The following is a 25,612-nucleotide window of genomic DNA, read 5'->3' as shown; positions in this document are numbered from 1 at the left end:
CGAGCGAGCGTGTCTGCACGCGACACGCCGCGTCCAGACGGCATGTCACGCACGCTCGCGGCCGCTCATCGTCCGGGGCGGCAGGTACTCGCCGACGAGTTCACGGTTCCACCACCGTCGGTCCTCGCGGAGTTCGCGCCAGGACGTGAAGCGGTACTCGTACAGTCGGGCCCGCACGTAGCGCGGCGGCGCGTCGGGGAACGGGTTGTGGCCGAACAGTCGCAGCGTGGCGGGGTCGCCCCGCAGCAGCCGCTCCATCAGCGGTCCGAACCACTCCCGCGCGTAGGCCGGCGACAGCGCGGCGAACCACATCAGCCAGTCCAGCCGCAGGTGGTAGGGCGCCCACTGACGCGGCATCCGGTGCGGATCTCCCGGTTTGCCCCGGAAGCCGTACTCCCTCCACACCGCATCCGGCGTGGGCCGGGCCGCATCGGTGCCTTCGATCACCACCTCGTGGCGCACGCGCCCGACGGTGCCGAACGCCCCGTAGGTGTTCACCAACCGCAGCGCGTTGAACGACGCGTTCATCTTCTGCGTGCGGCCGATCATGTTGGCCACCGGCCAGTAACTCAGCACCACGGTCGACGCCGCGCCCGCGATCACCAGGGCGGCGAACCACCCCGGTGTCGCCGTCGGTGAGGGGGCCGCGGGTGCGGGCAGCACCGTGGCGAACGCGGCCCGGTCGATCGCGCTGAACGCGAGGAGGATCGTCAGCCAGTTCAGCCAGGCGAAGTTCCCGGACGCCACCAGCCACAGCTGCGTGACGATGACGACCGCCGCCGCGATCGACGCGACCGGTTGCGGGAAGAACAACCCGAACGGCACGACCAGCTGGGCGACGTGATTGCCGGCCACCTCGACGCGGTGCAGCGGCCGGGGCAGGTGATGGAAGAACCAGCTCAGCGGCCCCGGCATCGGCTGCGTCTCGTGGTGGTAGTCCAGGCAACTCAGGTCACGCCAGCACGGATCGCCGCGCAGTTTGATCAGCCCGGCGCCGAACTCGACGCGGAACAGCAGCCAGCGCAGCAGCCACAGGGTCAGCAGCGGCGGTGCGGTCTCGTCGTTGCCCAGCAGCATCATCAGGACGCCGGCCTCCAGCAGCAGCGACTCCCAGCCGAACCCGTACCAGCGCTGGCCCACGTTGACGATCGACAGGTAACCCACCCACAGCGTCAGCCACGCCAGCGTCGCCACCCACAGCGGGACCGCGTCGTCGGCTCCGGCGACGATCGCGCCCGCCAGTGCCGCGCCGGCCCAGCAGACCGCGGCGAAGAAGCGGTCGGAGTAGTGCAGGTGAAAGATGCTGGGCGCGATCCGGAACGGCACCCGCGCGACGAAACGCGGTATCGGCAGCATGCCGTCGCATCCGAGCAGCGCGCGGAACTGGCGGCCCGCACCGAGGAACGCGATCAGGCACACCGCCGCCACCCCGCGCTGCAGCACCTCCCGGGCCAGCCAGTATCCCGGTGCGGCGAACCAGTCCGCGTGCACGGTTCCAGTCAACGCCGTCGCCTGCCGCGGCAAAAGCATTGGCCGGATGTCGGTCGGCGCGGATACCGTCGAGGCCATGGACCCGGCCATCGAAGCGATCGACCTCGTCAAGCGGTTCGGTGACCACACCGCGGTCGACGGGGTCAGTTTCGCCGTCCCGCCGGGCAGCGTGCTCGGTCTGCTGGGACCCAACGGTGCGGGCAAGACGACCACGGTGCGGATGATGACGACGCTGACCGAACCCACCAGCGGCACCGCGCGGGTGGCGGGATACGACGTGCGCGCCGAGCCCGACCAGGTGCGCCGCCACATGGGGCTGACCGGTCAGGTCGCGACGGTCGACGAGTTGCTGACGGGCCGCGAGAACATTCGCATGATCGGCGGCCTCTACGGCATCCGGCGCCGAGCGCTGGAGAAGCTGGGAGATCAACTGCTGCAGCAGTTCTCGTTGACCGAGGCGGCCGACCGGGTGGTGAAGTCCTACTCGGGGGGCATGCGCCGCCGGCTGGATCTCGCGGTCAGTCTGCTCGCCTCTCCGCCCGTGCTGTTCCTGGACGAGCCGACCACCGGTCTCGATCCGCGCAGCCGCAGCGAGTTGTGGGAGGTGCTGCGCGGGCTGGTGGCCGAGGGGCACCACGCTGCTGCTGACCACGCAGTATCTCGAAGAGGCTGACCAATTGGCCGACAACATCGTGGTGATCGACCAGGGCCGCATCATCGCCGAGGGGTCCCCGTTGCAGCTCAAGCAGCAGGCCGGCCGGGCCAGCCTGGTGATCACCGTCGGCGACGCGGCCGATCTGCCGGCAGCGCAGGAGTTGCTGCGCCGCACCGGGGCCGAGGTGTTCGTCGACGCGGCGGCGCGCCGGCTGACCGCGTCCGCCGACGGGCTGGACGACATGATCGTTGTCGCCGGCTGGTTCCGCGACAGCGGCATCGGCGTCGACGACATCGGGTTGTCCCGGCCCAGCCTCGACGACGTGTTCCTGAGCTTGACCGGCCACCGTACCGACGAATCCGAGGAGGTCGGCGCATGACCGCGCTGGACACCGAACACCCCGCGGCCGTGCGCGTCGACCGGGTGCCGACGCGCCCGACGAATCTGGTGCAACAGTCGTGGATCATGGTGAAGCGCAACATGATCCACACCAAGCGGATGCCCGAGATGCTCAGCGACGTGACGGCGCAGCCCATCATGTTCGTGCTGCTGTTCGCGTTCGTGTTCGGCGCGTCGATCACCAACACCGGGGGAGCCTCCTACCGGGAGTTCCTGCTGCCGGGCATCCAGGCGCAGACCATCGTGTTCTCGGCGTTCGTGGTGGCCTCGGGCATCACCGCCGACGTGGAGAAGGGCATCATCGACCGGTTCCGCTCGCTGCCGATCTCCCGGTCGTCGGTGCTGATCGGGCGCAGCGTCGCGAGCCTGATCCATTCGTCGCTGGGCGTGGTGGTGATGGCGCTGACGGGGCTGGCGATCGGCTGGCGCATCCGCGGCAGCATCGCCGAGGCGGTGCTGGCGTTCGCCCTGATCCTGGTGTTCGGCTTCGGGATGATCTGGTTCGGCATCCTGGTCGGATCGCTGATGCGTACCGTCGAGGCGGTCAACGGCGTCATGTTCACCGTGCTGTTCCCGGTGACGTTCCTGGCCAACACCTTCGTGCCGACGGAGCCGATGCCGCACTGGCTTCGGGTGATCGCCGAGTGGAACCCGGTGTCGTCGCTGGCGCAGGCGATGCGCGAACTGTGGGGCAACGGCGGGCCGGCAGCCCCCGATGCGCAACTGCCCCTGCATCACCCGGTGCTGTCCACCATCCTGTGGTCGCTGGCGCTGACCGCCGTCTTCGCGCCGTTCGCGTTGGCCGCCTACCGTCGCCGCACGTCGGGGTAGTACCGCTCAGCTGAGTATTGTGTACCATACTCAGCATGGCGCAGAAGTTGCCCCCGCGGCTGGCCGACCATCCCACCGTCCGGAAGGTGCAGGCGCACCCGTCGCGCCCGCCCGGCGTGATCGACGCGGGCTGGTTGCGCGCGATCTGCCGGGAGGCCGGCGTCGACGACGTCGGGTTCGCCCGCGTCGCCGATCCGGCGCTGGCCTCCGAGGTCGAGCACGTGCAGGCGGCGCTGCCCGGCGCCGTCAGCTACCTCTCGCTCGTCGTCAAGATGAACCGCGACAACGTCCGCTCGACCGCACGCAGCGTCGCCAACCAGGAGTTCCACCGCAGCGGCGAGATCATGAACGAGGCCGCCCACCGCATCACGCGCATCCTCCAGGACGCGGGGTACCGCGTGGTCAACCCGTCGGCCACGTTCCCGATGGAGATGGACCGCTACCCGGGCCGCATCTGGGTGGTGGCGCACAAGCCGGTCGCCGTCGCCGCGGGCATGGGCGTGATGGGCATCCACCGCAACGTCATCCACCCGCGATTCGGCAACTTCATCCTGCTCGGCACGATCCTGGTGGCCGCTGACATCTCCACTTACGATGCGCCGCTGGACTATTCGCCCTGCCTGGAATGCAAGCTCTGCGTGGCGGCCTGCCCGGTCGGGGCGATCAAGAAGAACGGCGACTTCGACTTCGTCGCGTGCTCGGTGCACAACTACCGCGAGTTCATGGGCGGCTTCACCGACTGGGTGCAGACCGTTGCCGACAGCGAGGACGCCGAGGACTTCCGTTCCCGGGTCAGCGATTCGGAGAACGCGTCGATGTGGCAGAGCCTGTCGTTCAAGGCGAACTACAAGGCGGCGTACTGCCTGGCGGTGTGCCCGGCAGGGGAGGAAGTGATCGAGCCCTACCTCGACGACCGCAAGGGGTTCATGGATCTCGTCCTCAAACCCTTGCAGGACAAGGTCGAGACGCTGTATGTGCTCCCGGGTTCGGAGGCCGAGGCGCACGCCGTCAAGCGGTACCCGCACAAGCCGCTGAAGCGGGTCGACAGCGGCATCCGGGGTGTTCGCGGCCGGTGACGTATCGCGGCGAACGGTCGCGGGATCGCCGGCGCAGAGGTTAGATGAGGCTGGCTGCCGGCCAGACGCTGTGCCTGCGCCGAGGTGGCCGCTGGAGGAGGAACGAATGGTGTGGATCCGTGGCCTGTCGGCCGGACTGCTGTGCGCGGTCGCGCTGGCGCCACCCGCGTGGGCCGGCGGACCCGGGGGAGTGGTGGACACCGGTGTGGTGTCCCGGGCCGTCGGATCCGGAGTGCGGGACGGAACGCTGATCGGATTCACGGCCACCGGCCCCACCAACGAGATGGCCGCCTCCGCGGTGATCGCCGCGTGCCAGGCGGCCGGGGCGGAGCAGTGCAGCAGCGACGAGCAGACCAACGACGTGTTCTGCATCGTGTCGGTCGGGGCCGACGACGGCAGCGGCATCGTGTCGGGCGGCGCGGGCGCCACCCCGGAGGCGGCACGCGAGGACGCCTTCCGTCATGTCGGCCAGGCGAATCTGACACTCGATCCGGCTGCCCGCATCCTCGCGTCGTCCTGCCCGTGACTCACGCTCTCGGAAGTGGAGTGACCATGACCAGTCTCTCGAAGTACGCGTCGGCGGCACTGATCGCGAGTGCCGTTGCCGCCGGCCTCGTTTCGGCGCCGACGGCCGCCGCGCAGGCGACCTGCCAGGAGGCCGGCGGCCTGACCCGGTGCGAGACGAACGGCAGCGTCTCGATCAAGACGGTGCCGGGAACACGGGCGCCCAACGTGGCCGACCAGATCCCGCGCAACAACAACCGGTCGGGCATCGTCCTGACCTGGTAGCCGGTCAGGCCCAGGCGTGCACCACGTTCTGGGCCGGCTCGAGGCCCTGGCCGATCAGCAGTTCGACCGCGTCGGCGGCCTGCTCGCAGATGGTCGCGATCTCGGGGCGCTCCCGGGAGTTGAACGGTTCCAGCACGAACGACGCCCCCGACTGCCGTCCCGGCGGCTTGCCGATGCCGACCCGGACGCGGTGAAAGTCGTTGCTGCTCAACGCCGCTCCGACCGAACGCAGGCCGTTGTGGCCGGCCACCCCGCCGCCGTACTTGAGCCGGATCCGGCCGAACTCGATGTCGAGTTCGTCGTGGACGATGATCACGTCCCGCGGGGCCACCGAGTAGAACTTGGCCAACGGGCCCACCTGGCGCCCGGACTCGTTCATGTAGACGCGCGGTTTGGCCAGCACCACCGGGCGGCCTGCCAGCCGCCCGGTGGCCACCTCGGCCCCGGACTTCTTGTGCACCTTGAACGTCTCGCCGATGCGGTCGGCGAGGATGTCGACGACGAGGAAGCCCAGGTTGTGCCGGGTGAGCGCGTACTGCGGGCCGGGGTTGCCCAGGCCGACCACCAGCTGGGGTTCGGCCACGACGACGGCGTCCTACTCGGAGTCGCCGGCGGACTCGCCCTCGCCGCCCTCGGCCTCGGCTTCGGCCTCGGCGGCCTCGGCGGCCTGCTCCTCGATCGACTCGCCGCCACCCTCGGCCTCGAGCTCCTCCTCGGTCGGCGCGGTCACCACGTTGACCACGAGCAGCTCGGGGTCGGACACCAGCGTCACACCCGAGGGCAGCTCGACGCCGCCGGCCAGGATCTGGGTGCCTTCCTGAGCGTCCTCGACCGACACGGTGAGCTGCTCGGGGATCGACTGGACGTCGGCCTCGATCTCGATGGAGTTGGCTTCCTGGGTGACCAGGGTGCCGGGGGCGGCGTCACCCTCGACGGCGACGTTGACCTCGACGGTCACCTTCTCGCCGCGGCGCACGACGAGCAGGTCGGCGTGCTGGATGTTGCGACGGATGGGGTGGATCTCGAGCGACTTGGTCAGCGCGAGCTGCTCTTTGCCGGCGATGTCGAGCGTGAGCACGGCGTTGGTACCGGCGTTACGCAGCACCGCGGCGAAGTCGTGGCCGTCGAGCTCGAGGTGCTGGGGCTCGGTGCCGTGGCCGTAGAGGACCACGGGAACGCGGCCCTCGCGGCGGGCGCGGCGCGAGGCGCCCTTGCCGGTCGCGGTGCGGACCTGGGCGGTCAGATTGTTCGGGGCGTTCTTCGCCATGTTCGGTACTCCTGTGCCGGTGGTGTCGGACACGGCCAGGGTCACACGAACTGCAGATGCTCAGTTCCCGTCGATAACGGCGGCCCGTCAGCTGGCCACCCTCGCCGTGATGCGTCGACCAGGGTAGCCCAGCACCCGGCTACAGCGGAAATTCGACCTCGGTGAGCTGCTCGGACAGCGTCCACAATGCGGCGGCCTTCGCGCGGTTGCGGGCGGCGGGGGTGCGCCAGGCCGCGCCGGTGCGGCCGCGCATCGCGAACCGGGGGCCGACGAACGTGTCGCCGGGCAGGTCCTGCGCGGTGGCGTAGAGCGTCTGGCGGGCGCCGAAGTCGGCGTCGGTGGCGAAGAACTGGTTCCCGGCGTCGTAGACGCGGCTGCCGAACCGGCTGCCGGTCTGGCCCTGCAGGTTGGTGGCGGAATAGCCGGGATGGGCGGCCAGCGCCCGCACCGGTGAGCCGGCCGCGGTCAGCTTGCGCTGCAGTTCGCTGGTGAACAGCAGGTTGGCCAGCTTGGACTGCGCGTAGGCGGGCCACGCCAGGTAGGGCCGGGACTTCCAGTTGAGGTCCTTCAGGCTCAGGTGGCCGAAGACGTGCATGAACGACGACACCGTCACCACCCGGTCGGTGAGCCGGGGCAGCAGCAGGTTCGTCAGCGCGAAGTGGCCCAGGTGGTTCGTGCCGATCTGGCTCTCGAATCCGTCGGCGGTCAGCGCGTACGGCACCGCCATGATGCCCGCGTTGTTGATCAGCACGTCGACCCCGGACACGCCGTCGGCGAACGTCCGGATCGACGACAGGTCCTGCAGATCGAGTTTGCGCACCTCGACGTCACCGGTCATGCCGTCCGCGGCCGCCTGGCCCTTGTCGGTGTTGCGCACGGCGAGGATGGTCCGCGCGCCGACGCGTGCCAGCTCGCGGGCGGTGACCAGGCCCAGTCCGCTGTTGGCGCCGGTGACGATCACGGTGCGGCCGGTGAAGGAGGGAAGGTCCGCGGCGGTCCACTGGCTCATGGCCACCACCCTAGAGTCGCGCCGAACGTGCATTCCGGCAGGCCCTCACTCGAACTTGCTCTGACGGAATGCCATGTCGGCGGGGACGGGAGGGGACGTCAGCGGCTGCTGGGTTTCGGCACGGTGACCGAGAAGCCGCCGATGATGGCCTCGATGTCGCCGGCCTGCTCGGCGGCCTTGTCGGCGAAGCCGGTGACGGTGAACTGGATCAGGTAGCGCTGCGACTTCGGCGGCGCGCCGGTGGCGATGACGATCCGGTTGTAGCTGTGCATCCGCGCGCCGTTGAGGTCGTAGCTGCCCTCGATCATCGACGACGGGAAGCCGTCGAACGGGGCCGTCGAGGCGCCGAGTTGTGTGAAGTTCTGACTCATCTGGGCGTCGACGTTGGCGTGCGTGAGCGCCTCGGCGACGTTGAAGTCGCCCTTGAGCTCGAACACCATCAGCATCGCGGTCGGGTACGTGTCGCCCTTGGCGATCATCCGGGTGCCCGGCGCGAGGTTGGTGTTCTGGTAGGGCCGCCAGCCCGGCGGCGACGGCATCGTCACCGTGATGTCGGTCAGCCGGTCGGGCGCGACGGGCTGACCGGCGACGCCGGCCTGCTCCAGGTAGGCGGCGATCGGCACGGGCGCGGCGCCGGGCGCCGTGGAGGTCGGCGCGGCGCTGGGCGCACTGGTGGTCGACCACACCGCCTGGTAGTCGGGCGCTTCGGGCGCGCAGCCGACCACGCTCAGCATCACCGCGGCAGCCGCGGCCACCCGGCGAACCGTCACAGGATCTCGCGAACGTTGTCGATCGGGCGCGCCAGCCGGGTGCCCTTCGGCGTCACGACGAACGGGCGCTCGATCAGGATCGGGTGCTCGGCGAGAGCGTCGAGCAGTTCGTCGTCGGAGGCCGACGCCAGCCCGAGTTCGGCGTAGAGCGGTTCGCGGGTGCGCACCGCGGCACGCACACCGATGCCGGCCTCGGCGATCATCGTGGCGAGCTCGGAGCGCGACGGCGGATTCTTCAGGTAGAGCACGATCTCGGGGTCGATACCGTTGTCGCGCAACAGGTCCAGCGTCTTGCGCGACGTCGAGCAGCGGGGGTTGTGCAGGATGCGCGCGCTCATGCCGATCCGTCGAACAACCCTGTCACCGAACCGTTCTCGAACACCGCGCGAATGGTGTTGGCCAGCAGCGGCGCGATCGAGAGGACCGTCAGCTGCGGGAACATCTTGTCCTCGCCGATCGGCAGCGTGTTGGTGACGATGACCTCGCGCGCTCCGCTGTCGGCCAGCCGTTCCCGGGCCGGGTCGGAGAGCACGCCGTGCGTCGCGGCGATCACGACGTCGGCCGCGCCGTCCTCCTTGAGCAGACGGACCGCGCCGGCGATGGTGCCGCCGGTGTCGATCATGTCGTCGGTCAGGATGCAGGTCTTGCCGCGCACGTCACCGACCACGCGGTTGGACTTCACCTGGTTGGGAACCAGCGGGTCACGGGTCTTGTGGATGAATGCCAGCGGGACGCCGCCCAGGGAGTCCGCCCATTTCTCGGCGACGCGCACGCGGCCGGAGTCGGGGGAGACGACCACCATGTCGTGGTCGGCGTAGTTCTCGGCGATGTAGCCGGTCAGCAGCTTCTGTGCCCGCATGTGGTCGACGGGGCCGTCGAAGAAGCCCTGGATCTGGTCGGTGTGCAGGTCGACGGTGACGATCCGGTCGGCGCCCGCGGTCTTGTAGAGATCGGCGACCAGGCGGGCGGAGATGGGTTCGCGACCGCGGTGCTTCTTGTCCTGCCGCGCGTACGGATAGAACGGCAGGATCGCGGTGATGCGCTTGGCGCTGCCGCGCTTGAGCGCGTCGATCATGATCAGCTGTTCCATCAGCCACTGGTTCAGCGGCCAGGGATGGCTCTGCAGCACGAACGCGTCGCAGCCGCGCACCGATTCGTCGAAGCGGACGAAGATCTCGCCGTTGGCGAAGTCCCGCGCGGTCTGCGCGGTGACGGCGACGTCCAACTCCTTGGCGACCTGCTCGGCCAGTTCGGGGTGCGCCCGACCCGAGAAGAGCATCAGATTCTTGCGGTTGTCGGTCCAGTCGTGGCTCACAGCGCTGCCCTCGGCTTCTCGTCATCGATGGGGGGATCGATTCCCGGGCCATCGTACGTAGCGGTGACTCGCGCACGCTGGCGGGTTACCAGAATGCCAATAAAGGGCGACGAAACGCTACTCGCCGGTAGTTTCGGCGGCCGCCCGGGCTGCTGCCGCAGCCTGTGCCGCCGCGCTGCCGGGGCGTTTGCGTTCCACCCAGCCCTCGATGGTGCGCTGCGGTCCGGCGGAGACGGCCAGCGCGCCGGGCGGTACGTCGTCGCGCACGACGGTGCCCGCTCCGGTGTAGGCGCCGTCGCCGATCGTCACCGGGGCGACGAACATGGTGTCCGATCCGGTGCGGACATGGGAGCCGATCGTGGTGCGGCTCTTGGTCTCGCCGTTGTAGTTGACGAAGACGCTGGACGCCCCGATGTTGCTGTGGTCGCCGATGTCGGCGTCACCGACGTAGGTCAGGTGCGGCACCTTGGTGCCGGTGCCGACGGTGGCGTTCTTCACCTCGACGAACGCCCCCAGCTTGCCGGCCTCTCCGAGCACGGTGCCGGGACGCAGGTAGGTGAACGGGCCGACGGCGGCGTCGTCGCCGATCACGGCGAGCTGGCCGTGGGTGCGCACCACCGACGCGCGGTCGCCCACCTCGACGTCGGTCAGCGTGGTGTCGGGGCCGATCTCGCAGCCGGCGCCGATCTCGGTGGTGCCGAGCAGCTGGGTGCCGGGCCGCACGACGGTGTCGCGGCCGATGGTGACCTCGACGTCGATCCACGTGGTCGCCGGGTCGATGATCGTCACGCCGGCGCGCTGGTGCGCGGCGACGATGCGCCGGTTCAGCTCGGCGCCCAGCGCGGCGAGCTGCACGCGGTCGTTGACGCCGGCCACGAGTGCGGGGTCGTCGACGTGCCGGCCGAGCACCGGGTGGCCGTCGCTGCGCACGATCGCGAACACGTCGGTGATGTAGAGCTCCTGCTGGGCGTTGTGGGCGCGCAGCCGGCTCAGCGCCGAGCGCAGCACGCCGGCGTCGAACGCGTACACCCCGGCGTTGACCTCGGTGATCGCCTGCTGGGCCGGGCTGGCGTCGGCCTGCTCGACGATGCCGATCACCTCGCCGTCCTGGGTGCGCAGGATCCGGCCGTAGCCGGTGGGGTCGGCGGTCGTGGTGGTCAGCACCGTGGCCGCAGCGGCGCCCGTGGTGTGGGTGGCGATCAGCGCGGCGAGGGTGTCGGCGTCGAGCAGTGGAACGTCGCCGGAGGTCACGACCACCACGCCGGTGAAATCGTCGGGCAGCGCCGCGAGCCCGCATCCGACCGCGTGCCCGGTGCCGCGCTGCTCCTCTTGGACGGCGATCTCCACGCGTCGCCCCACGGCAGCGCCGATCTCCAGCGCCGCCGGGGCCACCCGCTCGCGGTCGCGGCCCACGACCACGACCAGATGCGTCGGCGCCACCGCGGCGACCGAGCGCACGGCGTGGGCGAGCATGCTGCGCCCGGCGAGGGTGTGCAGCACCTTCGGCGTGTCGGAATTCATGCGGGTGCCGGATCCCGCGGCCAGAATCAGGACGGCTGCGTTGCCTGCGTCGCCCATCGGTGTCGTCCTTCCCCTGCGCGAGCGTGCGTGTCTGTACCCGACACTCCGTCCGCGGGTGTCACTGTGCGCACGCTCGTCGCGAGTGAGTGCTCCGTCGCCAGGACTCGAACCTGAACTATCTGAACCAAAATCAGAGGTGCTGCCGATTACACCACGACGGACCGGTGACCTAATACGCGTGAGACTCTAGCTCAACGGGAGATCAGGAACCCGGGTGCGCGAACGTGCTCGACTCAGGCCGGTGGGTGCCGAACGGGACGGCCGTCAGGAGGGTCACACGCTGACTGCGTCCGGTCGGCAGCCGGTAGCTGCACTGCCGGCCGGGCGTCGCCCCGAGGAGCGCGCTGCCCAGCGGCGAGTAGACGGTGTAGACCTCCAGTTCGTCGTCGGTCGTGCCGCGGGTGCCGAGCAGGAACGTCTCGGTGTCCCCGGTGTCGTCGAACCGGACCGTGAGAACCATGCCGGGTTCGGCGACGCCGTCGTCGGGCGGGATGCGGGTGTGGCCTGCCCTGCTTAGCAGTTCGTGGATCTCACGGATGCGGTGTTTGCGGGCGAGCCACGCGTCGACGACCTGGTCGGTGCGGGCCTCGGCGTCCGCCGCGTGCGGCAGGGTGAGCAGGCCGGCCAGTTCGGCCTCCAGCGCAGTGCGGGTGTGCGGCGTCATCCAGACGCTGTCGTGGGTGGTGGGCATGGTGGTGTCCTTCCGGTGTGGTGATCGTCGTCAGGGGCGGGTCGGATCGGCGCCGCCCCTGACGACCGGGAACCCTCGTGCGAGGGGAGGTTCAGCTTCGTCGCAGCGGATCGAACGCCCGCGCCGCCTCGGGGTGCTTGCCCGTGACGATCTGCTCAGCGAGCAGACGGCCGGTGGCGGGGCCGTGCGCGAGGCCCCACATCCCGTGCCCGCCCGCGACGTACAGACCGCGGTCGACCTGCCCGATCAGCGGCATACCGTCGTCCGTCACCGGCCGGGAGCCGACCCATTCGTCACGGCGTTCCCGCCAGCGCACCCCGTCGAGCAGCGGGGCGGCGGACGCGACGATCGCCTCGATCCGGCGCCGGAACAGCGGCTCCTCAGGGCGTCGGAACTCCATGGTCCCGGCGACGCGCAGTCCCGTGCGGTACGGCGTGCACGCCACGCGCGCCTCAGGCAGATAGATCGGACCGGGCAGCGGTAGGTCCACCGGAACCGTGAAGGAGTAGCCACGGCCCGCGTGCAGCCCGACGCGGATCCGACGGCCCCACAGGGCGGCCAACCAGGCGCCGGTCGCGACGACTGCGGCATCGGCGTGCAGCGGTTCCCCGGCGCGCACCTCGACGCGCACCCCGCCGGGCACCGGAAGCACCCGTTCGACGTCCCCGGTGCGGATCGTGGCGCCGCGCTCGACGACGGCGCGGGCCAGCGCCTGGGTGAACCGGCCCGGGTCGACGAAGCGCTGGCCGGAGACTTTGACGACGGTGGCGATGTGCGTCGACGCCACCGGTACGTGGGCGCGCAGCGCTCCGCCGGTCAGCGTCGCGACGACCGGCTTGTGCGCCCCCTGAATGCGGTCGAGGTCACGCCGGAAGGCGACCGCACGGTCGGCGTCGCGGAACGCGACGGCGATGGAGGTGTCGGTCACCGGGGCGTCCACCCCGTTGGCCACCAGCACGTCGAAGGTCTCGAGTGCCTCATCGTTGAGCACCGCATTGGCCCGCGCCGCCCGCTGCCAGACGCTGGGCCGGCAGTTCGTGGCGAACCGCACCAGAAACCGCGCCAGGGCGGGGTCCGCGCGCAGCGGGATGTGCAGTGCGGCTGTGGGATCGGCCATCGCGCGCAGCCCCTCGCGCAGCACGGACGGCGAGTTCAGCGGCGCCGTCAGCGCCGGGGACACCCAGCCGGCATTTCCCCACGACGCTCCCGCCGCGACGCCGGTGCGGTCGACGACGGTCACGTCGACCCCGCGGTCCTGCAGGAACCACGCCGTCGACAGCCCGACGATGCCCGCGCCGACGACGACCACAGACCGGGGACCGCCATCCATCCCGGACCTGCCCGACATCGCATCCTCCTTCTCCGGTGACCGATGACTCCATGGTCGGGTCCCGAAGAGACGCAGTTGTTGTGCCAGCGGGACAAGCGAGCGGGCGCACAGTGTCGGATCTCGACAAAGAGGTCAGTCACGGACAGCGAGTTCGATCATCATGGCGAACCGCTTGTCGGCATCGTCGAGCTGCAGATCGGTGAGCTCGGACATGCGGCGAATGCGGTACCGCACGGTGTTCTCGTGGACCCCGAGTCGCAGCGCGGTGCGGACAGGGTCGCCGTGTTCCTGCAGCCACGCGCGCAGGGTGCCCACATAAGCCGTGCCGTGCGCGGCGTCATGCGCCCTCAACTCGGAGACGGCCCCGCGGTGCGGACGACGGCCTACGCCTGCCGCCGTCTTGAGGCGTTGCAGCACCACGTCGTTCCACGACTCGTCGTAGGCCGGCGGATCGGCCACACCGGTGCCCTCGTGCAGTGCCAGGCACTCGTCGGCTTCGCTGCGCGCCACCGCGAGATCGGTGGCGGTCGCCGGTGCGCTGATTCCGGCATGGACCGTCAGCTGGCGGGGCAGTGCCGTGAGCAGCGCGGTCACCCAGGCGCGGGCGATCGCTGCCTCGTCGGCCGCGAGCACGGTGTACACCGTGGTGTCGGCCAGGGCGCTGCGCGACGGGCGCGACCAGCCGAAGCCGGCGGTCGCGAGCTCGAACGTCTGCAGCAGCGCCGCGTGCCGTTCGCCGCCGTCCTGGGCGCGCAGCGCGACCACCCGCAACGCCGAGGGCGGCAGTCCCAGGCGGCTGGCCAGGGTCGCCGAGTCGGCCGGCGCCTCGAGCAGCCGGATCACCAGTTCCGACTCGACCTGACGTTCCAGGTCGGCACTGGCTCGGGAGCGCAGCAGATGCAGGGCGACGGTGTGCGCGCCGTCGGCAAGCGCCCTTCGCTCTTCGCCGGCGAGTGCGCGGGGCGTGGCGACCCACACCGAGCCCAGTGGATCCCGGCCCGCGCGTGCCGCGACGACCATCCGGCCGGTCAGCCCGGCGCCTGGATCGGCCGGCACGAACAGGGGCTCGTCGGACACCGACAGGTGGGCGAACACCCCGGCGGCCTCGAGGCGGGCGCGCACGTCCGGAGGGGCCTGGCGGGCGAGGATCGTCGCCGCGCGCGCCGGGTCGGCGTCCTGCTGGCCGCGCGAGAACGCCAGCACCCGTGACTGCCGGTCCTCGATGACGACGGCGCCGCCGACCGCCCCGGACAGGCTGTCGGCGAGAGCGAACAGGTCCGTCGGCCCTCGGCCCGAATCGGTCTCCCGCCCTTCCAGGACGAGGCCGTAGACGACCGCGGCGAACTCGCTCCACGACATCGCGGAGTCGATGACCACGACAGCGATGTCTCCGATGGCGGCGACGGCGCGGCCGGCCGCGCGGGTGAGCACGACGACCGCGCCTGCGGCGGTGGCCCAGTCCAGCGCCTCGGCCTGGCTCGACGCGCCCACGGCGAGCAGTACGTCGCCCGGCATCGTGCGTCCGTCGACGACCTCGGGCAGCACGACGCTGCGCAGCTCGGTCGACCGGTCCGCCGTGCCGGCCTGCCAGCGGGCGCCGTAGCCGCCGAGGACGTTGATCAGCCGATCCAGCGTGATCACGGAGCTTGACGGTACGCCGGGGCGCCGCGGTTTAGGCTGGGACGCGTGGCCGCAGCCGACAAGGAAGTCCGCGCCCCCCGCGCCCGGATGACCGGCAGCGAGCGCAGGCAGCAGCTGATCGAGATCGCCAAGTCGCTGTTCGCCGAGCGTGGTTTCGACGGCACCTCCATCGAGGAGATCGCGCTGCGGGCGAATGTCTCCAAGCCGGTGGTCTACGAGCATTTCGGCGGCAAGGAGGGCCTCTACGCCGTCGTCGTCGACCGCGAGATGTCCGCGCTGCTCGACGGCATCACCGCGTCGCTGACCAACAACCGCTCCCGGGTGCGCGTCGAGCGGGTGGCGCTGGCGCTGCTGACCTACGTCGAGGAGCACACCGACGGCTTCCGCATCCTGATCCGGGACTCGCCGGCCAGCATCACCTCGGGCACCTATTCGACGCTGCTCAACGACGCCGTGAGCCAGGTGTCCTCGATCCTGGCCGGGGACTTCTCCCGGCGCGGCCTGGACCCGGACCTCGCGCCGCTGTACGCCCAGGCGCTGGTCGGTTCGGTGTCGATGTCGGCGCAGTGGTGGCTCGACACCCGCGAGCCGAAGAAAGAAGTGGTGGCCGCGCATCTGGTGAACCTGATGTGGAACGGCCTGACCCATCTCGAGGCCGACCCGCACCTGCAGGACGAGTAGCGGGATCGGTCGCGCCGTCGGCGGGGCCTACGATGGGGGCATCATGACCGCATCGGGGACCCTTCATGTCCACACCCCGATCGCGGGCCTCGTCGAGCTTGCGCTGCGGGACCCCTCTTTGCAGGAAGTCACGCGCCGTGCCGCCGACCGGCCCGCCGATCTCGATCTCGTCGGCCCTGCCAGCGCCCGGCTCTTCGTGGCCGCCGCGCTCGCGCAGGCCGGCCCGCTGCTCGCCGTCACCGCGACGGGGCGCGAAGCCGACGACCTGACCGCCGAGCTGAAGGGCGTGTTCGGCGACGCGGTCGCGATGTTCCCGTCGTGGGAGACGCTGCCGCACGAACGGCTGTCGCCCGGCGTCGACACCGTCGGCGCGCGAATGATGCTGCTGCGCCGCCTCACCCATCCCGACGACGACCGTCTGGGCCCGCCGCTGCGGATCGTGGTGACCACCGCGCGGTCCCTGCTGCAGCCGATGGCCCCCGACCTGGCCGACATCGAACCGGTCACCCTGACCGTCGGCGCCGATGCGGACTTCGACGCCACCGTCGCGCGCCTGGTCGACCTGGCCTACACCCGCGTCGACATGGTCGGCAAACGCGGTGAGTTCGCCGTGCGCGGAGGCATCCTCGACGTGTTCCCGCCCACCGCCGAGCACCCCGTGCGCGTCGAGTTCTGGGGCGACGAGGTGTCCGAGATGCGGATGTTCTCCGTCGCCGACCAGCGGTCGATCCCGGAGATCGACGTCACCACCGTGATCGCGGTGCCGTGCCGCGAGGTGCTGCTCACCGCCGAGGTGCGCCAGCGTGCGCAGGCGCTGGCGACCGAGCATCCGGTGCTGGAGAACAGCGTGCCGGGCAGTGTGCCCGACATGCTGGCGAAGCTGAGTGAGGGCATCCCGGTCGACGGCATGGAGGCGCTGCTGCCGCTGCTGCGCCCGACCGACCTGGTGACGCTGCCGTCGCATCTGCCCGCCGGGACGCCGCTGCTGATCTGCGATCCGGAGAAGGTCCGCAGTCGCGCCGCCGATCTGATCAAGACGGGGCGCGAGTTCCTCGAGGCGTCCTGGTCGACGGCCGCCGTCGGCGGCGACGCTCCGATCGACCTCGAGGCGCTCGGCGCGTCGGGGTTCGTCGGTTTCGACGACGGACGCGATGCGGCGCGGGCCGGTGGACATCCGTGGTGGACGCTGAGCCAGCTCACCGCCGAAGCCGGCCTGGCCCTCGACATCAGGCCGGCGCCGTCGGCGCGCGGTCAGCAGCACAATCTCGACGAGATCTTCGCGATGCTGCGCGCCCACGTCGCCACCGGCGGCTACGGCGTCGTCGTCACCCCCGGCACCGGCACGTGCATGCGGGTGGTCGAGCAGCTCGGCGAAGCCGACACTCCCGCAACGGTTCTCGAACCCGGCGCGATGCCCCGCGAGGGCGTGGTGGGCGTGGTGAAGGGTCCGCTACACGACGGCGTGGTGATCCCCGGCGCCAACCTGGTGGTGATCACCGAGACCGATCTGACGGGCAACCGGGCCGCCGCCACCGAGGGCAAGCGACTCGCGGCCAAGCGGCGCAACGTCGTCGATCCGCTCGCGCTGACCGCCGGGGATCTCGTGGTGCACGACCAGCACGGCATCGGCCGGTTCGTCGAGATGACCGAACGGGTTGTCGGCGGCGCCCGTCGCGAGTACCTGGTGCTCGAGTACGCGTCGGCCAAGCGCGGTGGCGGCACCGACAAGCTGTACGTGCCGATGGACTCGCTGGACCAGCTGTCGCGCTACGTCGGCGGTGAGGCGCCGACGTTGAGCCGCCTCGGCGGCAGCGACTGGGCGAACACGAAAACCAAAGCGCGCCGGGCGGTTCGGGAGATCGCGGCGGAGCTGGTCACGCTGTACGCCAAGCGGCAGGCCTCTCCCGGGCACGCGTTCGCCCCGGACAGTCCCTGGCAGACCGAGATGGAGGACGCGTTCGGGTTCACCGAGACCGTCGACCAGCTCACCGCCATCACCGAGGTCAAGTCCGACATGGAGAAGCCCGTTCCGATGGACCGGGTGATCTGCGGCGACGTCGGCTACGGCAAGACCGAGATCGCGGTGCGCGCGGCGTTCAAGGCCGTGCAGGACGGCAAGCAGGTCGCGGTGCTGGTGCCGACGACGCTGCTCGCCGATCAGCATCTGCAGACGTTCAGCGCGCGCATGACCGGGTTCCCCGTCACCGTGAAAGGCTTGTCGCGCTTCACTTCTCCGTCGGAATCCAAGGCCGTGCTGGAGGGGATGAAGGACGGCTCGGTCGACATCGTGATCGGCACGCACCGGCTGCTGCAGACCGGGGTGACGTGGAAGGACCTGGGACTGGTCATCGTCGACGAGGAGCAGCGCTTCGGCGTCGAACACAAGGAGCACATCAAGTCGATGCGCACCCACGTCGACGTGCTCACGATGAGCGCCACCCCGATCCCGCGCACGCTGGAGATGAGCCTGGCGGGCATCCGGGAGATGTCGACGATCCTGACCCCGCCCGAGGAGCGGTACCCGGTGCTGACCTACGTCGGCCCGCACGACGACAAGCAGGTCGCGGCCGCGCTGCGCCGCGAGATGCTGCGCGACGGGCAGGCGTTCTACATCCACAACCGGGTGCGTTCCATCGACCAGGCCGCCGCGCGGGTGCGCCAGCTGGTGCCCGAGGCGCGCGTGGTGGTGGCGCACGGGCAGATGCCCGAGGAGCAGCTGGAGCGGACGGTCGAGGGTTTCTGGAACCGGGAGTTCGACATCCTGGTGTGCACCACGATCGTCGAGACCGGTCTGGACATCTCCAACGCCAACACGTTGATCGTGGAGCGCGCCGACACGTTCGGGCTGTCGCAGCTGCATCAGCTGCGCGGCCGCGTGGGGCGCTCACGTGAGCGCGGATACGCGTATTTCCTGTACCCGCCCGAGGTTCCGCTGACCGAGACAGCCTATGACCGGCTCGCGACGATCGCGCAGAACAACGAGTTGGGCGCGGGCATGGCCGTCGCGATGAAGGACCTCGAGATCCGCGGCGCGGGCAACGTGCTCGGCGCCGAGCAGTCCGGCCACGTCGCCGGGGTGGGTTTCGACCTGTACGTGCGGCTGGTGGGCGAGGCGGTCGAGGCCTACCGGGCGGCCGCCGACGGGAAAACCGTTGCCACGCCGGAGGAACCGAAGGATGTGCGGATCGACCTGCCGGTCGACGCGCATCTGCCGCCTGACTACATCGGCAGTGACCGGTTGCGGTTGGAGGCCTACCGGCGGCTGGCCGCCGCGCAGGACGACGCCGCGGTCGACGCGGTCATCGAGGAGCTCAACGACCGGTACGGTCCGCTGCCCGAGCCGGCGCAGCGCCTGATCGCGGTGGCGCGTCTGCGCCTGCTCGCCCGGGCGCACGGGGTGACCGAGGTCGGTGCGCCGTCGGCGTCGACGGTGCGGATCTCGCCGCTGACGCTGCCCGATTCGGCGCAGTTGCGGCTCAAGCGGCTCTACTCGGGTGCCACCTACCGCGCCACCACCTCGACCGTGCAGGTGCCGATTCCGCGGGCCGGCAGTGGGGTGGGGGCGCCGCGCATCCGCGATCTCGAGCTCGTCGCCTTCGTCGCGGGTCTGCTTCTCGCCATCGACGGGAATCCGCAGGCGCAAGTTGATATAACCAAGTTCGGAGGTGGCTCATGACGGTTGTCCTGGTGGACCCGCGCCGCCCCTCGCTGGTACCCGTCGAGGCGATCGAGCTGCTCTCCGGTGACGTGCAGTACACCGAGGAGATGCCGATCAAAGTGCCGTGGTCGCTGCCGTCGGCACGGCCCGCCTACGAGGGCGATCCCGCGCCCGTGCTGCTGTCTTCCGATCGCGACCACCCGTCGGTGGCCGCGCGGCTGGCCGCCGGCGAGCGGGTGATCGCCGCGCCGGAGCCCGCGCCCGGCGAGCATCTGGTCGACGCCGTGGCGATGATGGACAAGCTGCGCACCGCGGGCCCCTGGGAGAGTGAGCAGACCCACGACTCGCTGCGGCGGTATCTGCTCGAGGAGACCTACGAGCTGTTCGACGCAGTGCACGGCGGAGATCTGACCGAGTTGCGCGACGAGCTCGGCGACGTGCTGCTGCAGGTGCTGTTCCACGCCCGAATCGCCGAGGACGCGCCGGAGAACGCGTTCGGCATCGACGACGTCGCCGACGCGCTGGTCCGCAAGCTCGGCAATCGCGTGCCCGCGGTGCTCGCCGGCGAGTCGATCTCGCTGGAAGATCAACTGGCACAGTGGGAAGCGCGCAAGGCACTGGAGAAGTCCGCGCGCCAGTCGATCATGGACGACATCCCGACGGCGCAGCCCGCGCTGGCGCTTGCGCAGAAGGTGCTCGCCCGCGCCGAAGGCGCCGGCTTCCCGCCGGAGCTGGTGCCCGACGCGCTCACCTGGATCACCGTGACAGCCGATTTCGATGCCGAGAACGCCTTGCGCTCAGCGGTATTGGAGTTCATGGCCGATGTGCGTGCCGCCGAGCGGTCCGCGGCCGCGGCGCAGCGCGGCGATGACGTCGCCGAGGAGCTCGACGACAGCCCGCACGCGGTGATCTCCGCCGACGAATGGCGTGCCCACTGGCCGCACGAGATCGTCGACGACGAGCCCGAGGCGGAGGCGGAGCCCGAGGAGACTGAGCGCCAGGCCGAGGAGCCCCAGCGCGAGGGCTGACCGCGACGAGATCCACCTTGTCAGCGATCTGGTCGGGTGGATTCGAACTTTCTCTGCAGAACGTGGATTTCGTGCGTTCCGGATTCTCGGCAGTCTCAGGTATTCACGTTGTGCACCCGTGCGCTCGCACTTCGCCTGCACATCGTGCAGAGGTGTGACGGCTGATGTCGGCCCGACCGCGTTCACGCCCCTCGTCGATCTCGGTCACGCGCGCGCGGTGGCCACCAGCTGTTCGCTCGTCGCCCACAGGTCCAGCGCCGTGGCCGTGTCGTAGGACTCCTTCGACGACGGAATCGCCCGGCTACCTTCGAAATACGTTCCGGTCACGCCGTCGAACGACGGGTCGACGGTCAACGCGGCCAGTCGCGCGCCCGACGTCGCGATGCTGTTGACGTTCGGCAGGACGCGCAGCAGCGGGAACAGGTAGCGCCAGGCCAGCCGGCCCAGCGGGGTGTACTCCCGCGCCAGGCCGGACCCCGGCATCAGGCCGGGATCGAACGCGGTCACCGTCACACCGCGGGCACCCTGGTCGAGTCTGCGGTCGAGCTCGTAGGCGAACAGCATGTTGCACAGCTTCGACGTGGTGTATCTGCGGCGGCCGTCCTTGTCGTCGGGGTTCCCCGGTAGCGCGAGATCTGCCGCCGAGGTGAACTGCGGTGCCGGCATGCCGGTGAACTTGTCCGGGTCGTGTGTGCCGCTGCTGACCACCACGATTCGCCCCGGGGTGGCGAGATGGTCGAGAAGTGTTGTGACAAGGGCGAAGTGGCCGAGGTGATTGACGCCGAACGTCATCTCGATGCCGTCCGCGGTCACCTGGCTGGTGTCTACCACCTGCAGCCCGGCGTTGCAGACGATGGCGTGCAGCGGTGGCAGGTCGGCCCGGGTGAGGGCGTCGACGAACCCGCCGACCGAACGCAGCGACGCCAGGTCGCAGGGCAGCACGGTGCACCGGTCGGCGGCACCGAGGCGGTCGACGGCGTGCGCCCCACGCAGCGGATCGCGAACCGCGAGCACCACATGCCACGAGGAGTCGCAGTTCAGGATGGTTCGCGCACATTCGAAGCCGAGGCCGGTGTTGGCGCCGGTGATGATGACGGTGCGACGGGTCATTGCTCCTCCAACAGGATCGGGATCAGGGCTTCGACGGCCTGGAACAGCCGGCGGTACATCCGGTCGACGTCCGTCGAATCGGGCTCCAGGTGATCGGCGAAGAACACGCCGTCGGACACGGCGACGGCGAACGCGCCGAGTTCGGCCACGATGCGTTCAGCCCGATCGGGTGCGACGTCGGCGGGGAGCAGCGGCGCGATCGCTTCGCAGAACCCGGTGATCGCCTTGTCGCGGACGCGGCGCACGGCGGCCGCGACCGCGGGATCGTCGATGCGCTCCAGCGCGAGGATGTAGGTCAGCCGCAGGAACTCGGGGTGCTCCGCCAGAACCTTCGCGGCGGCGGAGCGCCGCTCCTCCAGGTCAGGACCGTCGGCGCCGTCCGGCGCGCGGCGGGGGATCTGCGCGAAGAAGCGCTCCGCGCCACGCTCCATGACAGCCGCCAGCACGCCGTCCTTGGAGCCGAAGTGCCAGTAGATGGAGCTCGCCGGGAGGCCACACTCTCTGCGGATGTCGCTGATCGACGTGCCGGCGTATCCCCGGGCGGCCATCAGCCGCTCGCTCACGTCGAGGATCTGCTCGCGGGACGCGGCGCCCTGCTGCCGGCGCTGAGTGGGTGACTCGGCCATGCTCCTCCTTGTCTGTAAGGAACGTTACAGACAAGGTACACAGCCGTGAGCGATACGGCGAGAGTCGTGCGCAGGAGAAGGCGTGCGAGAGGCGCCGAGATCGACGAAATGGCGGCGTGCTCTCGCGATTGTTCGCCCGTGTGCCGGTTTGGGCGAAAAGGGGACGCGAAAAAGGGGACGCGAGAACGGAGCGAGCTCAGTCGAACAGCGTCGAGCCCCAGAACGTCGACGTGTCGCCCTCGCGGATGCCCGGTGGGCAGGCGAACAGCGCGGAGCTCGTCGGCGTGATGTATTCGTTCAGCGCGTCCTTGCGCGACAACGCATTCTGCATCGGGATGAACTGCGTGAGCGGGTCGCGGACGAACGCGATGAAGAACAGCCCGGCGTCGAGGTGGCCGAAGCCGTCCGAGCCGTCGGTGAAGTTGTAGCCGCGGCGCAAAATCTCGATGCCGCCGAGGTTCTCCTTCGACGCCAGCCGTACGTGGGCGACCTCGTCGATCAGCGGCTTGTCCTTCTTGTCCTTGAGCGTGAAGTTCAGCTCGTCGAACTCGTCGGACTGGCCCATCGGCGCGCCGCTGCCCTTCTGCCGGCCGATGACGCGTTCCTGCTCGAGCAGCGTGGTGCGGTCCCACTGCTCGATCCGCATCCGGATCCGCCGCGCCACCAGATACGTGCCGCCGGTCAGCCAGGCCGGGCCGTCGCCGTCGCCGACCCAGACGAAACGGTTCAGCTTGTCGGTCTCGTCGGAGCGCAGGTTCGCCGTTCCGTCCTTGAAGCCGAACAGGTTTCGCGGCGTGGTCTGCTCACGGGTGGTCGACGACGTGCGGCCGAAGCCGAGCTGGGAGTAGCGCACCGCGACGGTGCCGAAGCCGATGCGGGCCAGGTTGCGGATCGCGTGGACGGCGACCTGCGGGTCGTTGGCGCAGGCCTGCACGACGATGTCGCCGCCGCTGCGGGCCGGTTCGATCTTCTCGTTCGGGAACTTCGGCAGGTCGACCAGCTGCGCGGATTTCTTGTCCGCGATGCCGAACCGGTCGACGCCGTCCTTGACGAAGAACGACGGGCCGAACCCGATCGTCAGCGTCAACTGCGACGGCGGCAGGCCGAGCGCCTCGCCGGTGTCCGTCGGTGGGGCATAAGGGTTCTGGCCGGTGGCCCCGTTCTTGAACGCCTCCTGGCCCTGCGTCATCCGCTCGGCCATCTCGGTCCAGTCGGCCAGCATCTTGATGACGTCGTCGCGGCTGTTGGTCGTCACGTCGAACGTCGCGAAGTGCATGCGGTCCTGCGCCTCGGTGACGATGCCGGCCTGGTGCTCACCACGGAACGGGACCGCGGTCTCCAGATGGACGGCGGGCGCGGCCGCGGTCGCGCGGCCGGCCAGCGCTCCGGCGCCGGCCGCGCCGACCACCGCGGCGCCGACTCCGGCCGCGCCGAACAGCTTTCGCCTACTCAGCCCCTGCCGTGCAGGCACGGGCTCATTGGGGTGCGATGACACCCTGCACCTGGCTCACCTCTTTGCTCAACGCGTCGATCGCGCGCGAGAGCTCCTGACGTTCGGGCTCGGTGACGCTGTCGTAGCCGACGAATCCGTCGCCCTGCCGGTACTTCTCGAGCAGCTTCTCGGCCTCGGCGAACCGCTGGTCGACGCGCTTGCCCAGATCGGCGTTGCGCTCGTCGAGGATCGGCCGCACCGACGCCACAGCGGTCTGGCTGCCCTGCAGGTTGGCGTTGAAGTCCCACAGGTCGGTGTGGCTGAAGATGTCCTCTTCGCCGCTGATCTTGCTGGTGGCGATTTCGTCCAGCAGACCCTGTGCGCCACCGGCGATCTGGGTGGAGTCGATCGTGTAGTCGGGCGCCTTCACGCCGGCGTCGAGTTCCTTGACGTCGGCCACCAGCTGGTCGGCGATCGCGTTGGTGTCGGGCTGCAGCCCGCTGACCCACAGGTCCTTCTCGAGCCGGTGGAACCCGGTCCACTTCTGGCCCGGCTCGAGGTCGGCCTCCCGCAGGTCGATGCGCGGGTCGAGGTCGTTGGGGAACGACTCGGCGACGGGCTCGATGCGCTCGTAGTAGGTCCGCGCCGTGGGGTACTGCGCCTTGGCGGCCTCGATGTCGCCGGCCTTGATCGCGGCGACGAACGACTCGACGGCCGGGATGAGGGCGTCGCTCTGGCTGTTGACGTAGCGCTTGTAGCTGTCGGCGGCTTCCTTGAACTTGCCCTCGGTGTCGATCTCGACGGCGTCGCCGGTGACGGTGAAGTCGCCGCGGATGCCGTCGCCGATCATGCCGGGCTTGCAGGCCGTCTGATAGGTGCCCGGTTGAGAGAGCTGGACGACGAGCTTGCGCTGCAGGCCGGGGGAGATGTTCTCCACCTCGCCCATCACGCGCTCACCCTCGCCGTAGACGTAGAACTCGGTCACCTTGTTGCCGTTGTTGGTGATCACGAACGTGTTCGTCCCGGTGGTCCCTGCGGAGCCGGACAGCTGGCACGAGGTGTCGGAGGCGTCGACGGTGATCTGGGCGGGCGCTTCGGAGCCCTCGGCGGCACCTGCGGACTCCTCCTTGGCCTGGCAACCGCTCAACGCCAGGGCGGCCAGGGCCGCGGTGAGCACGACGGGGTGAACCTTCACGTGGTGGACCTTTCGGGATCGGGTTGGGGAGCGGGTCGGGCCGGGCGGGCCGGCGCCGGGGTGGGACGCAGGAACAGGGCGAGCACGACGGCGAGGTAGGCCAGCCAGCTGACCAGCTGCAGCACCGTCGGGGTGGGGGTGACGTTGAAGACGCCCTGGATCACCTCGCCGTACCAGGAGGACCAGTTGAACCAGGTGGTGATGTCGAAGGCCTTGGTGGCCAGGCCGGGGAGCCAGCCGACCGTCTGCAGGGCACCGATGCCGTAGGCGAGGATGCCGGCGGCGACGACGATGAGGAAGACGCCGGTGTAGGTGAAGAACTTGGCGAGGTTGATGCTCAGCGCACCGCGATACATGCCGTAGGCGATGACCCCGGCGATCAGCACGCCGACGACGAGTCCGACCAGCGGCCAGTTCGTCGTCGCCTCGGCGTACCCGACCATGAACAGGGCGGTTCCACGCCTTCGCGGCCGACCGCGAAGAAGGCCAGCAGCGCGACGGCCAGCGGGCCGGTCTCGAGCGCCTGGGCCATGTCGTTGCGCAGTTCGCCCGACATCCCGGCGGCGGCTCTGCGCATCCAGAGCACCATCGTGGTGACGATGACCACGGCGATCAGGGACGCGACTCCCGCGATGGCCTCGGCGGCCAGGCCGGTGATGGTGTTCTCGCCGAACTGGATGACGAGGAACACGGTCAGCGTCAGCGCGATCGCGGCGCCGACGCCCAGCCACACCCATCTGAGCGCGTCGCGACGGTCCGACTTGACCAGGAAGGCGACCAGGATCGACACCACGATGGCTGCTTCCAGGCCTTCACGCAGGCCGATCAGGCCGCTGCCGAACAGCTGGGAGGTGATGTTGGGGGATGCCGCCAGGGTGGTCGAGGACATGCTGACCGGCAGGTCGGTGATCATGCTCATCGAATCGTCCTCGCTACGTCTGTGGCACCTAGCCTTGCCTAAGCAAAGCAAGGTGTGGCTCACCTTGCTTAGCGTTGCGCTAAGTGAATGTACACCGCCCCTCCGCGGCCCGGGATGA

General features: G+C 70.0%; 22 protein-coding genes, 1 tRNA gene and 2 pseudogenes. 8 read left to right on the top strand and 17 right to left on the bottom strand.

Annotated elements, in window-relative coordinates:
* Positions 1-45 precede the first annotated feature (45 nt).
* The gene (locus MCHLDSM_RS31985) at positions 46-1,530 is read right to left on the bottom strand and encodes a lipase maturation factor family protein (RefSeq protein ID WP_048474151.1); all 1,485 of its coding nucleotides are present in this window, start codon (positions 1,528-1,530) and stop codon (positions 46-48) included.
* Between the two features lie 7 nt (positions 1,531-1,537).
* Between MCHLDSM_RS31985 and MCHLDSM_RS31980 the strand changes: the two are divergent.
* The 5 genes and pseudogenes from MCHLDSM_RS31980 to MCHLDSM_RS31960 all read left to right on the top strand — a co-directional run bounded on the left by MCHLDSM_RS31980 (position 1,538) and on the right by MCHLDSM_RS31960 (position 5,241).
* Positions 1,538-2,525: pseudogene (locus MCHLDSM_RS31980) on the top strand (ATP-binding cassette domain-containing protein).
* Positions 2,522-3,376, top strand: a complete 855-nt coding sequence (locus tag MCHLDSM_RS31975; protein ID WP_048419893.1) for an ABC transporter permease — start codon at positions 2,522-2,524, stop codon at positions 3,374-3,376. The pseudogene MCHLDSM_RS31980 and the gene MCHLDSM_RS31975 overlap by 4 nt, the downstream one beginning before the upstream one ends.
* Before the next feature lie 35 nt (positions 3,377-3,411).
* Positions 3,412-4,452 carry an epoxyqueuosine reductase gene (locus MCHLDSM_RS31970; protein ID WP_048473744.1) on the top strand — a complete coding sequence of 347 codons (1,041 nt, stop codon included), beginning with the start codon at positions 3,412-3,414 and terminating at the stop codon, positions 4,450-4,452.
* A 106-nt stretch (positions 4,453-4,558) separates the two neighbouring features.
* Positions 4,559-4,978: a hypothetical protein gene (locus MCHLDSM_RS31965; RefSeq protein WP_048473743.1), complete on the top strand. Its 420-nt coding sequence runs from the start codon at positions 4,559-4,561 to the stop codon at positions 4,976-4,978.
* Positions 4,979-5,004: 26 nt separating this feature from the next.
* The gene (locus MCHLDSM_RS31960) at positions 5,005-5,241 is read left to right on the top strand and encodes a hypothetical protein (protein WP_048474150.1); all 237 of its coding nucleotides are present in this window, start codon (positions 5,005-5,007) and stop codon (positions 5,239-5,241) included.
* Positions 5,242-5,245: 4 nt separating this feature from the next.
* Here MCHLDSM_RS31960 and pth read toward each other — a convergent pair whose 3' ends face one another.
* The 11 genes from pth to MCHLDSM_RS31905 form a co-directional block, all read right to left on the bottom strand.
* A complete protein-coding gene (gene pth / locus MCHLDSM_RS31955; protein WP_048473742.1) occupies positions 5,246-5,824 on the bottom strand; it encodes an aminoacyl-tRNA hydrolase in 579 nt (192 codons plus the stop codon).
* A gap of 12 nt (positions 5,825-5,836) precedes the next feature.
* Positions 5,837-6,508, bottom strand: coding sequence for a 50S ribosomal protein L25/general stress protein Ctc (locus MCHLDSM_RS31950; RefSeq protein ID WP_048474149.1), 672 nt, complete (start codon positions 6,506-6,508; stop codon positions 5,837-5,839).
* Between the two features lie 139 nt (positions 6,509-6,647).
* Positions 6,648-7,517, bottom strand: a complete 870-nt coding sequence (locus MCHLDSM_RS31945; protein WP_048473741.1) for an oxidoreductase — start codon at positions 7,515-7,517, stop codon at positions 6,648-6,650.
* A gap of 98 nt (positions 7,518-7,615) precedes the next feature.
* Positions 7,616-8,287 carry an LpqN/LpqT family lipoprotein gene (locus tag MCHLDSM_RS31940; protein WP_048473740.1) on the bottom strand — a complete coding sequence of 224 codons (672 nt, stop codon included), beginning with the start codon at positions 8,285-8,287 and terminating at the stop codon, positions 7,616-7,618.
* Positions 8,284-8,625, bottom strand: a complete 342-nt coding sequence (gene arsC, locus MCHLDSM_RS31935; RefSeq protein ID WP_048473739.1) for an arsenate reductase (glutaredoxin) — start codon at positions 8,623-8,625, stop codon at positions 8,284-8,286. The genes MCHLDSM_RS31940 and arsC overlap by 4 nt, the downstream gene beginning before the upstream one ends.
* The gene (locus MCHLDSM_RS31930; protein WP_048473738.1) at positions 8,622-9,602 is read right to left on the bottom strand and encodes a ribose-phosphate diphosphokinase; all 981 of its coding nucleotides are present in this window, start codon (positions 9,600-9,602) and stop codon (positions 8,622-8,624) included. The genes arsC and MCHLDSM_RS31930 overlap by 4 nt, the downstream gene beginning before the upstream one ends.
* Before the next feature lie 117 nt (positions 9,603-9,719).
* Positions 9,720-11,180 (bottom strand): bifunctional UDP-N-acetylglucosamine diphosphorylase/glucosamine-1-phosphate N-acetyltransferase GlmU, encoded by a 1,461-nt coding sequence (glmU, locus tag MCHLDSM_RS31925; protein WP_048473737.1) that lies wholly within the window; start codon positions 11,178-11,180, stop codon positions 9,720-9,722.
* A 92-nt stretch (positions 11,181-11,272) separates the two neighbouring features.
* Positions 11,273-11,344: transfer RNA gene (locus MCHLDSM_RS31920), tRNA-Gln, on the bottom strand.
* 41 nt (positions 11,345-11,385) lie between these two features.
* The gene (locus MCHLDSM_RS31915; RefSeq protein WP_048473736.1) at positions 11,386-11,874 is read right to left on the bottom strand and encodes a GreA/GreB family elongation factor; all 489 of its coding nucleotides are present in this window, start codon (positions 11,872-11,874) and stop codon (positions 11,386-11,388) included.
* Positions 11,875-11,965: 91 nt separating this feature from the next.
* Positions 11,966-13,222 carry an NAD(P)/FAD-dependent oxidoreductase gene (locus MCHLDSM_RS31910; protein WP_048473735.1) on the bottom strand — a complete coding sequence of 419 codons (1,257 nt, stop codon included), beginning with the start codon at positions 13,220-13,222 and terminating at the stop codon, positions 11,966-11,968.
* A 114-nt stretch (positions 13,223-13,336) separates the two neighbouring features.
* Positions 13,337-14,845, bottom strand: coding sequence for a PucR family transcriptional regulator (locus MCHLDSM_RS31905; RefSeq protein ID WP_048473734.1), 1,509 nt, complete (start codon positions 14,843-14,845; stop codon positions 13,337-13,339).
* Between the two features lie 87 nt (positions 14,846-14,932).
* On the opposite strand from MCHLDSM_RS31905, the gene MCHLDSM_RS31900 reads away from it, so the two are divergent.
* The 3 genes from MCHLDSM_RS31900 to MCHLDSM_RS31890 are packed head-to-tail and all read left to right on the top strand — an operon-like array spanning position 14,933 to position 20,212.
* Positions 14,933-15,526 carry a TetR/AcrR family transcriptional regulator gene (locus MCHLDSM_RS31900; protein WP_043412005.1) on the top strand — a complete coding sequence of 198 codons (594 nt, stop codon included), beginning with the start codon at positions 14,933-14,935 and terminating at the stop codon, positions 15,524-15,526.
* A 43-nt stretch (positions 15,527-15,569) separates the two neighbouring features.
* On the top strand, positions 15,570-19,202 hold the full coding sequence (mfd, locus tag MCHLDSM_RS31895) for a transcription-repair coupling factor (RefSeq protein ID WP_048473733.1): 3,633 nt from the start codon (positions 15,570-15,572) through the stop codon (positions 19,200-19,202).
* Complete coding sequence (locus MCHLDSM_RS31890; RefSeq protein ID WP_048473732.1) at positions 19,199-20,212, top strand: nucleoside triphosphate pyrophosphohydrolase; 1,014 nt, start codon at positions 19,199-19,201, stop codon at positions 20,210-20,212. Before mfd ends, MCHLDSM_RS31890 begins: the two co-directional genes overlap by 4 nt.
* A 204-nt stretch (positions 20,213-20,416) precedes the next feature.
* Here MCHLDSM_RS31890 and MCHLDSM_RS31885 read toward each other — a convergent pair whose 3' ends face one another.
* From MCHLDSM_RS31885 to efeU, 5 genes and pseudogenes are all read right to left on the bottom strand, one after another.
* Positions 20,417-21,322 (bottom strand): SDR family NAD(P)-dependent oxidoreductase, encoded by a 906-nt coding sequence (locus MCHLDSM_RS31885; RefSeq protein WP_048473731.1) that lies wholly within the window; start codon positions 21,320-21,322, stop codon positions 20,417-20,419.
* Complete coding sequence (locus MCHLDSM_RS31880) at positions 21,319-21,948, bottom strand: TetR/AcrR family transcriptional regulator (RefSeq protein ID WP_048473730.1); 630 nt, start codon at positions 21,946-21,948, stop codon at positions 21,319-21,321. Before MCHLDSM_RS31880 ends, MCHLDSM_RS31885 begins: the two co-directional genes overlap by 4 nt.
* A gap of 196 nt (positions 21,949-22,144) precedes the next feature.
* The gene (gene efeB, locus MCHLDSM_RS31875; RefSeq protein WP_048473729.1) at positions 22,145-23,443 is read right to left on the bottom strand and encodes an iron uptake transporter deferrochelatase/peroxidase subunit; all 1,299 of its coding nucleotides are present in this window, start codon (positions 23,441-23,443) and stop codon (positions 22,145-22,147) included.
* Entirely contained in the window at positions 23,424-24,575 is a 1,152-nt protein-coding gene (gene efeO / locus MCHLDSM_RS31870) for an iron uptake system protein EfeO (protein WP_048473728.1), read from the bottom strand. The genes efeB and efeO overlap by 20 nt, the downstream gene beginning before the upstream one ends.
* Positions 24,572-25,494: pseudogene (gene efeU, locus MCHLDSM_RS31865) on the bottom strand (iron uptake transporter permease EfeU). The gene efeO and the pseudogene efeU overlap by 4 nt, the downstream one beginning before the upstream one ends.
* Between the last annotated feature and the right edge of the window lie 118 nt (positions 25,495-25,612).

Origin of the sequence: Mycolicibacterium chlorophenolicum (genome assembly GCF_001044235.1) — a bacterium.
In the GTDB taxonomy this organism is placed as follows: Bacteria; Actinomycetota; Actinomycetes; order Mycobacteriales; family Mycobacteriaceae; genus Mycobacterium; species Mycobacterium chlorophenolicum.
The sequence above is the reverse complement of the archived record's forward strand: the minus strand, read 5'-3'. Positions and strand labels throughout refer to the sequence as shown.

Bases quoted from the DNA above. Each gene is read 5' to 3' on its own strand.
- MCHLDSM_RS31985 (WP_048474151.1), bottom strand. From the start codon at position 1,530: ATGCTTTTGCCGCGGCAGGCGACGGCGTTGACTGGAACCGTGCACGCG.
- MCHLDSM_RS31975 (WP_048419893.1), top strand. From the start codon at position 2,522: ATGACCGCGCTGGACACCGAACACCCCGCGGCCGTGCGCGTCGACCGG.
- MCHLDSM_RS31970 (WP_048473744.1), top strand. From the start codon at position 3,412: ATGGCGCAGAAGTTGCCCCCGCGGCTGGCCGACCATCCCACCGTCCGG.
- MCHLDSM_RS31965 (WP_048473743.1), top strand. From the start codon at position 4,559: ATGGTGTGGATCCGTGGCCTGTCGGCCGGACTGCTGTGCGCGGTCGCG.
- MCHLDSM_RS31960 (WP_048474150.1), top strand. From the start codon at position 5,005: ATGACCAGTCTCTCGAAGTACGCGTCGGCGGCACTGATCGCGAGTGCC.
- MCHLDSM_RS31950 (WP_048474149.1), bottom strand. From the start codon at position 6,508: ATGGCGAAGAACGCCCCGAACAATCTGACCGCCCAGGTCCGCACCGCG.
- MCHLDSM_RS31945 (WP_048473741.1), bottom strand. From the start codon at position 7,517: ATGAGCCAGTGGACCGCCGCGGACCTTCCCTCCTTCACCGGCCGCACC.
- arsC (WP_048473739.1), bottom strand. From the start codon at position 8,625: ATGAGCGCGCGCATCCTGCACAACCCCCGCTGCTCGACGTCGCGCAAG.
- glmU (WP_048473737.1), bottom strand. From the start codon at position 11,180: ATGGGCGACGCAGGCAACGCAGCCGTCCTGATTCTGGCCGCGGGATCC.
- MCHLDSM_RS31915 (WP_048473736.1), bottom strand. From the start codon at position 11,874: ATGCCCACCACCCACGACAGCGTCTGGATGACGCCGCACACCCGCACT.
- MCHLDSM_RS31910 (WP_048473735.1), bottom strand. From the start codon at position 13,222: ATGTCGGGCAGGTCCGGGATGGATGGCGGTCCCCGGTCTGTGGTCGTC.
- MCHLDSM_RS31900 (WP_043412005.1), top strand. From the start codon at position 14,933: ATGACCGGCAGCGAGCGCAGGCAGCAGCTGATCGAGATCGCCAAGTCG.
- mfd (WP_048473733.1), top strand. From the start codon at position 15,570: ATGACCGCATCGGGGACCCTTCATGTCCACACCCCGATCGCGGGCCTC.
- MCHLDSM_RS31890 (WP_048473732.1), top strand. From the start codon at position 19,199: ATGACGGTTGTCCTGGTGGACCCGCGCCGCCCCTCGCTGGTACCCGTC.
- MCHLDSM_RS31885 (WP_048473731.1), bottom strand. From the start codon at position 21,322: ATGACCCGTCGCACCGTCATCATCACCGGCGCCAACACCGGCCTCGGC.
- MCHLDSM_RS31880 (WP_048473730.1), bottom strand. From the start codon at position 21,948: ATGGCCGAGTCACCCACTCAGCGCCGGCAGCAGGGCGCCGCGTCCCGC.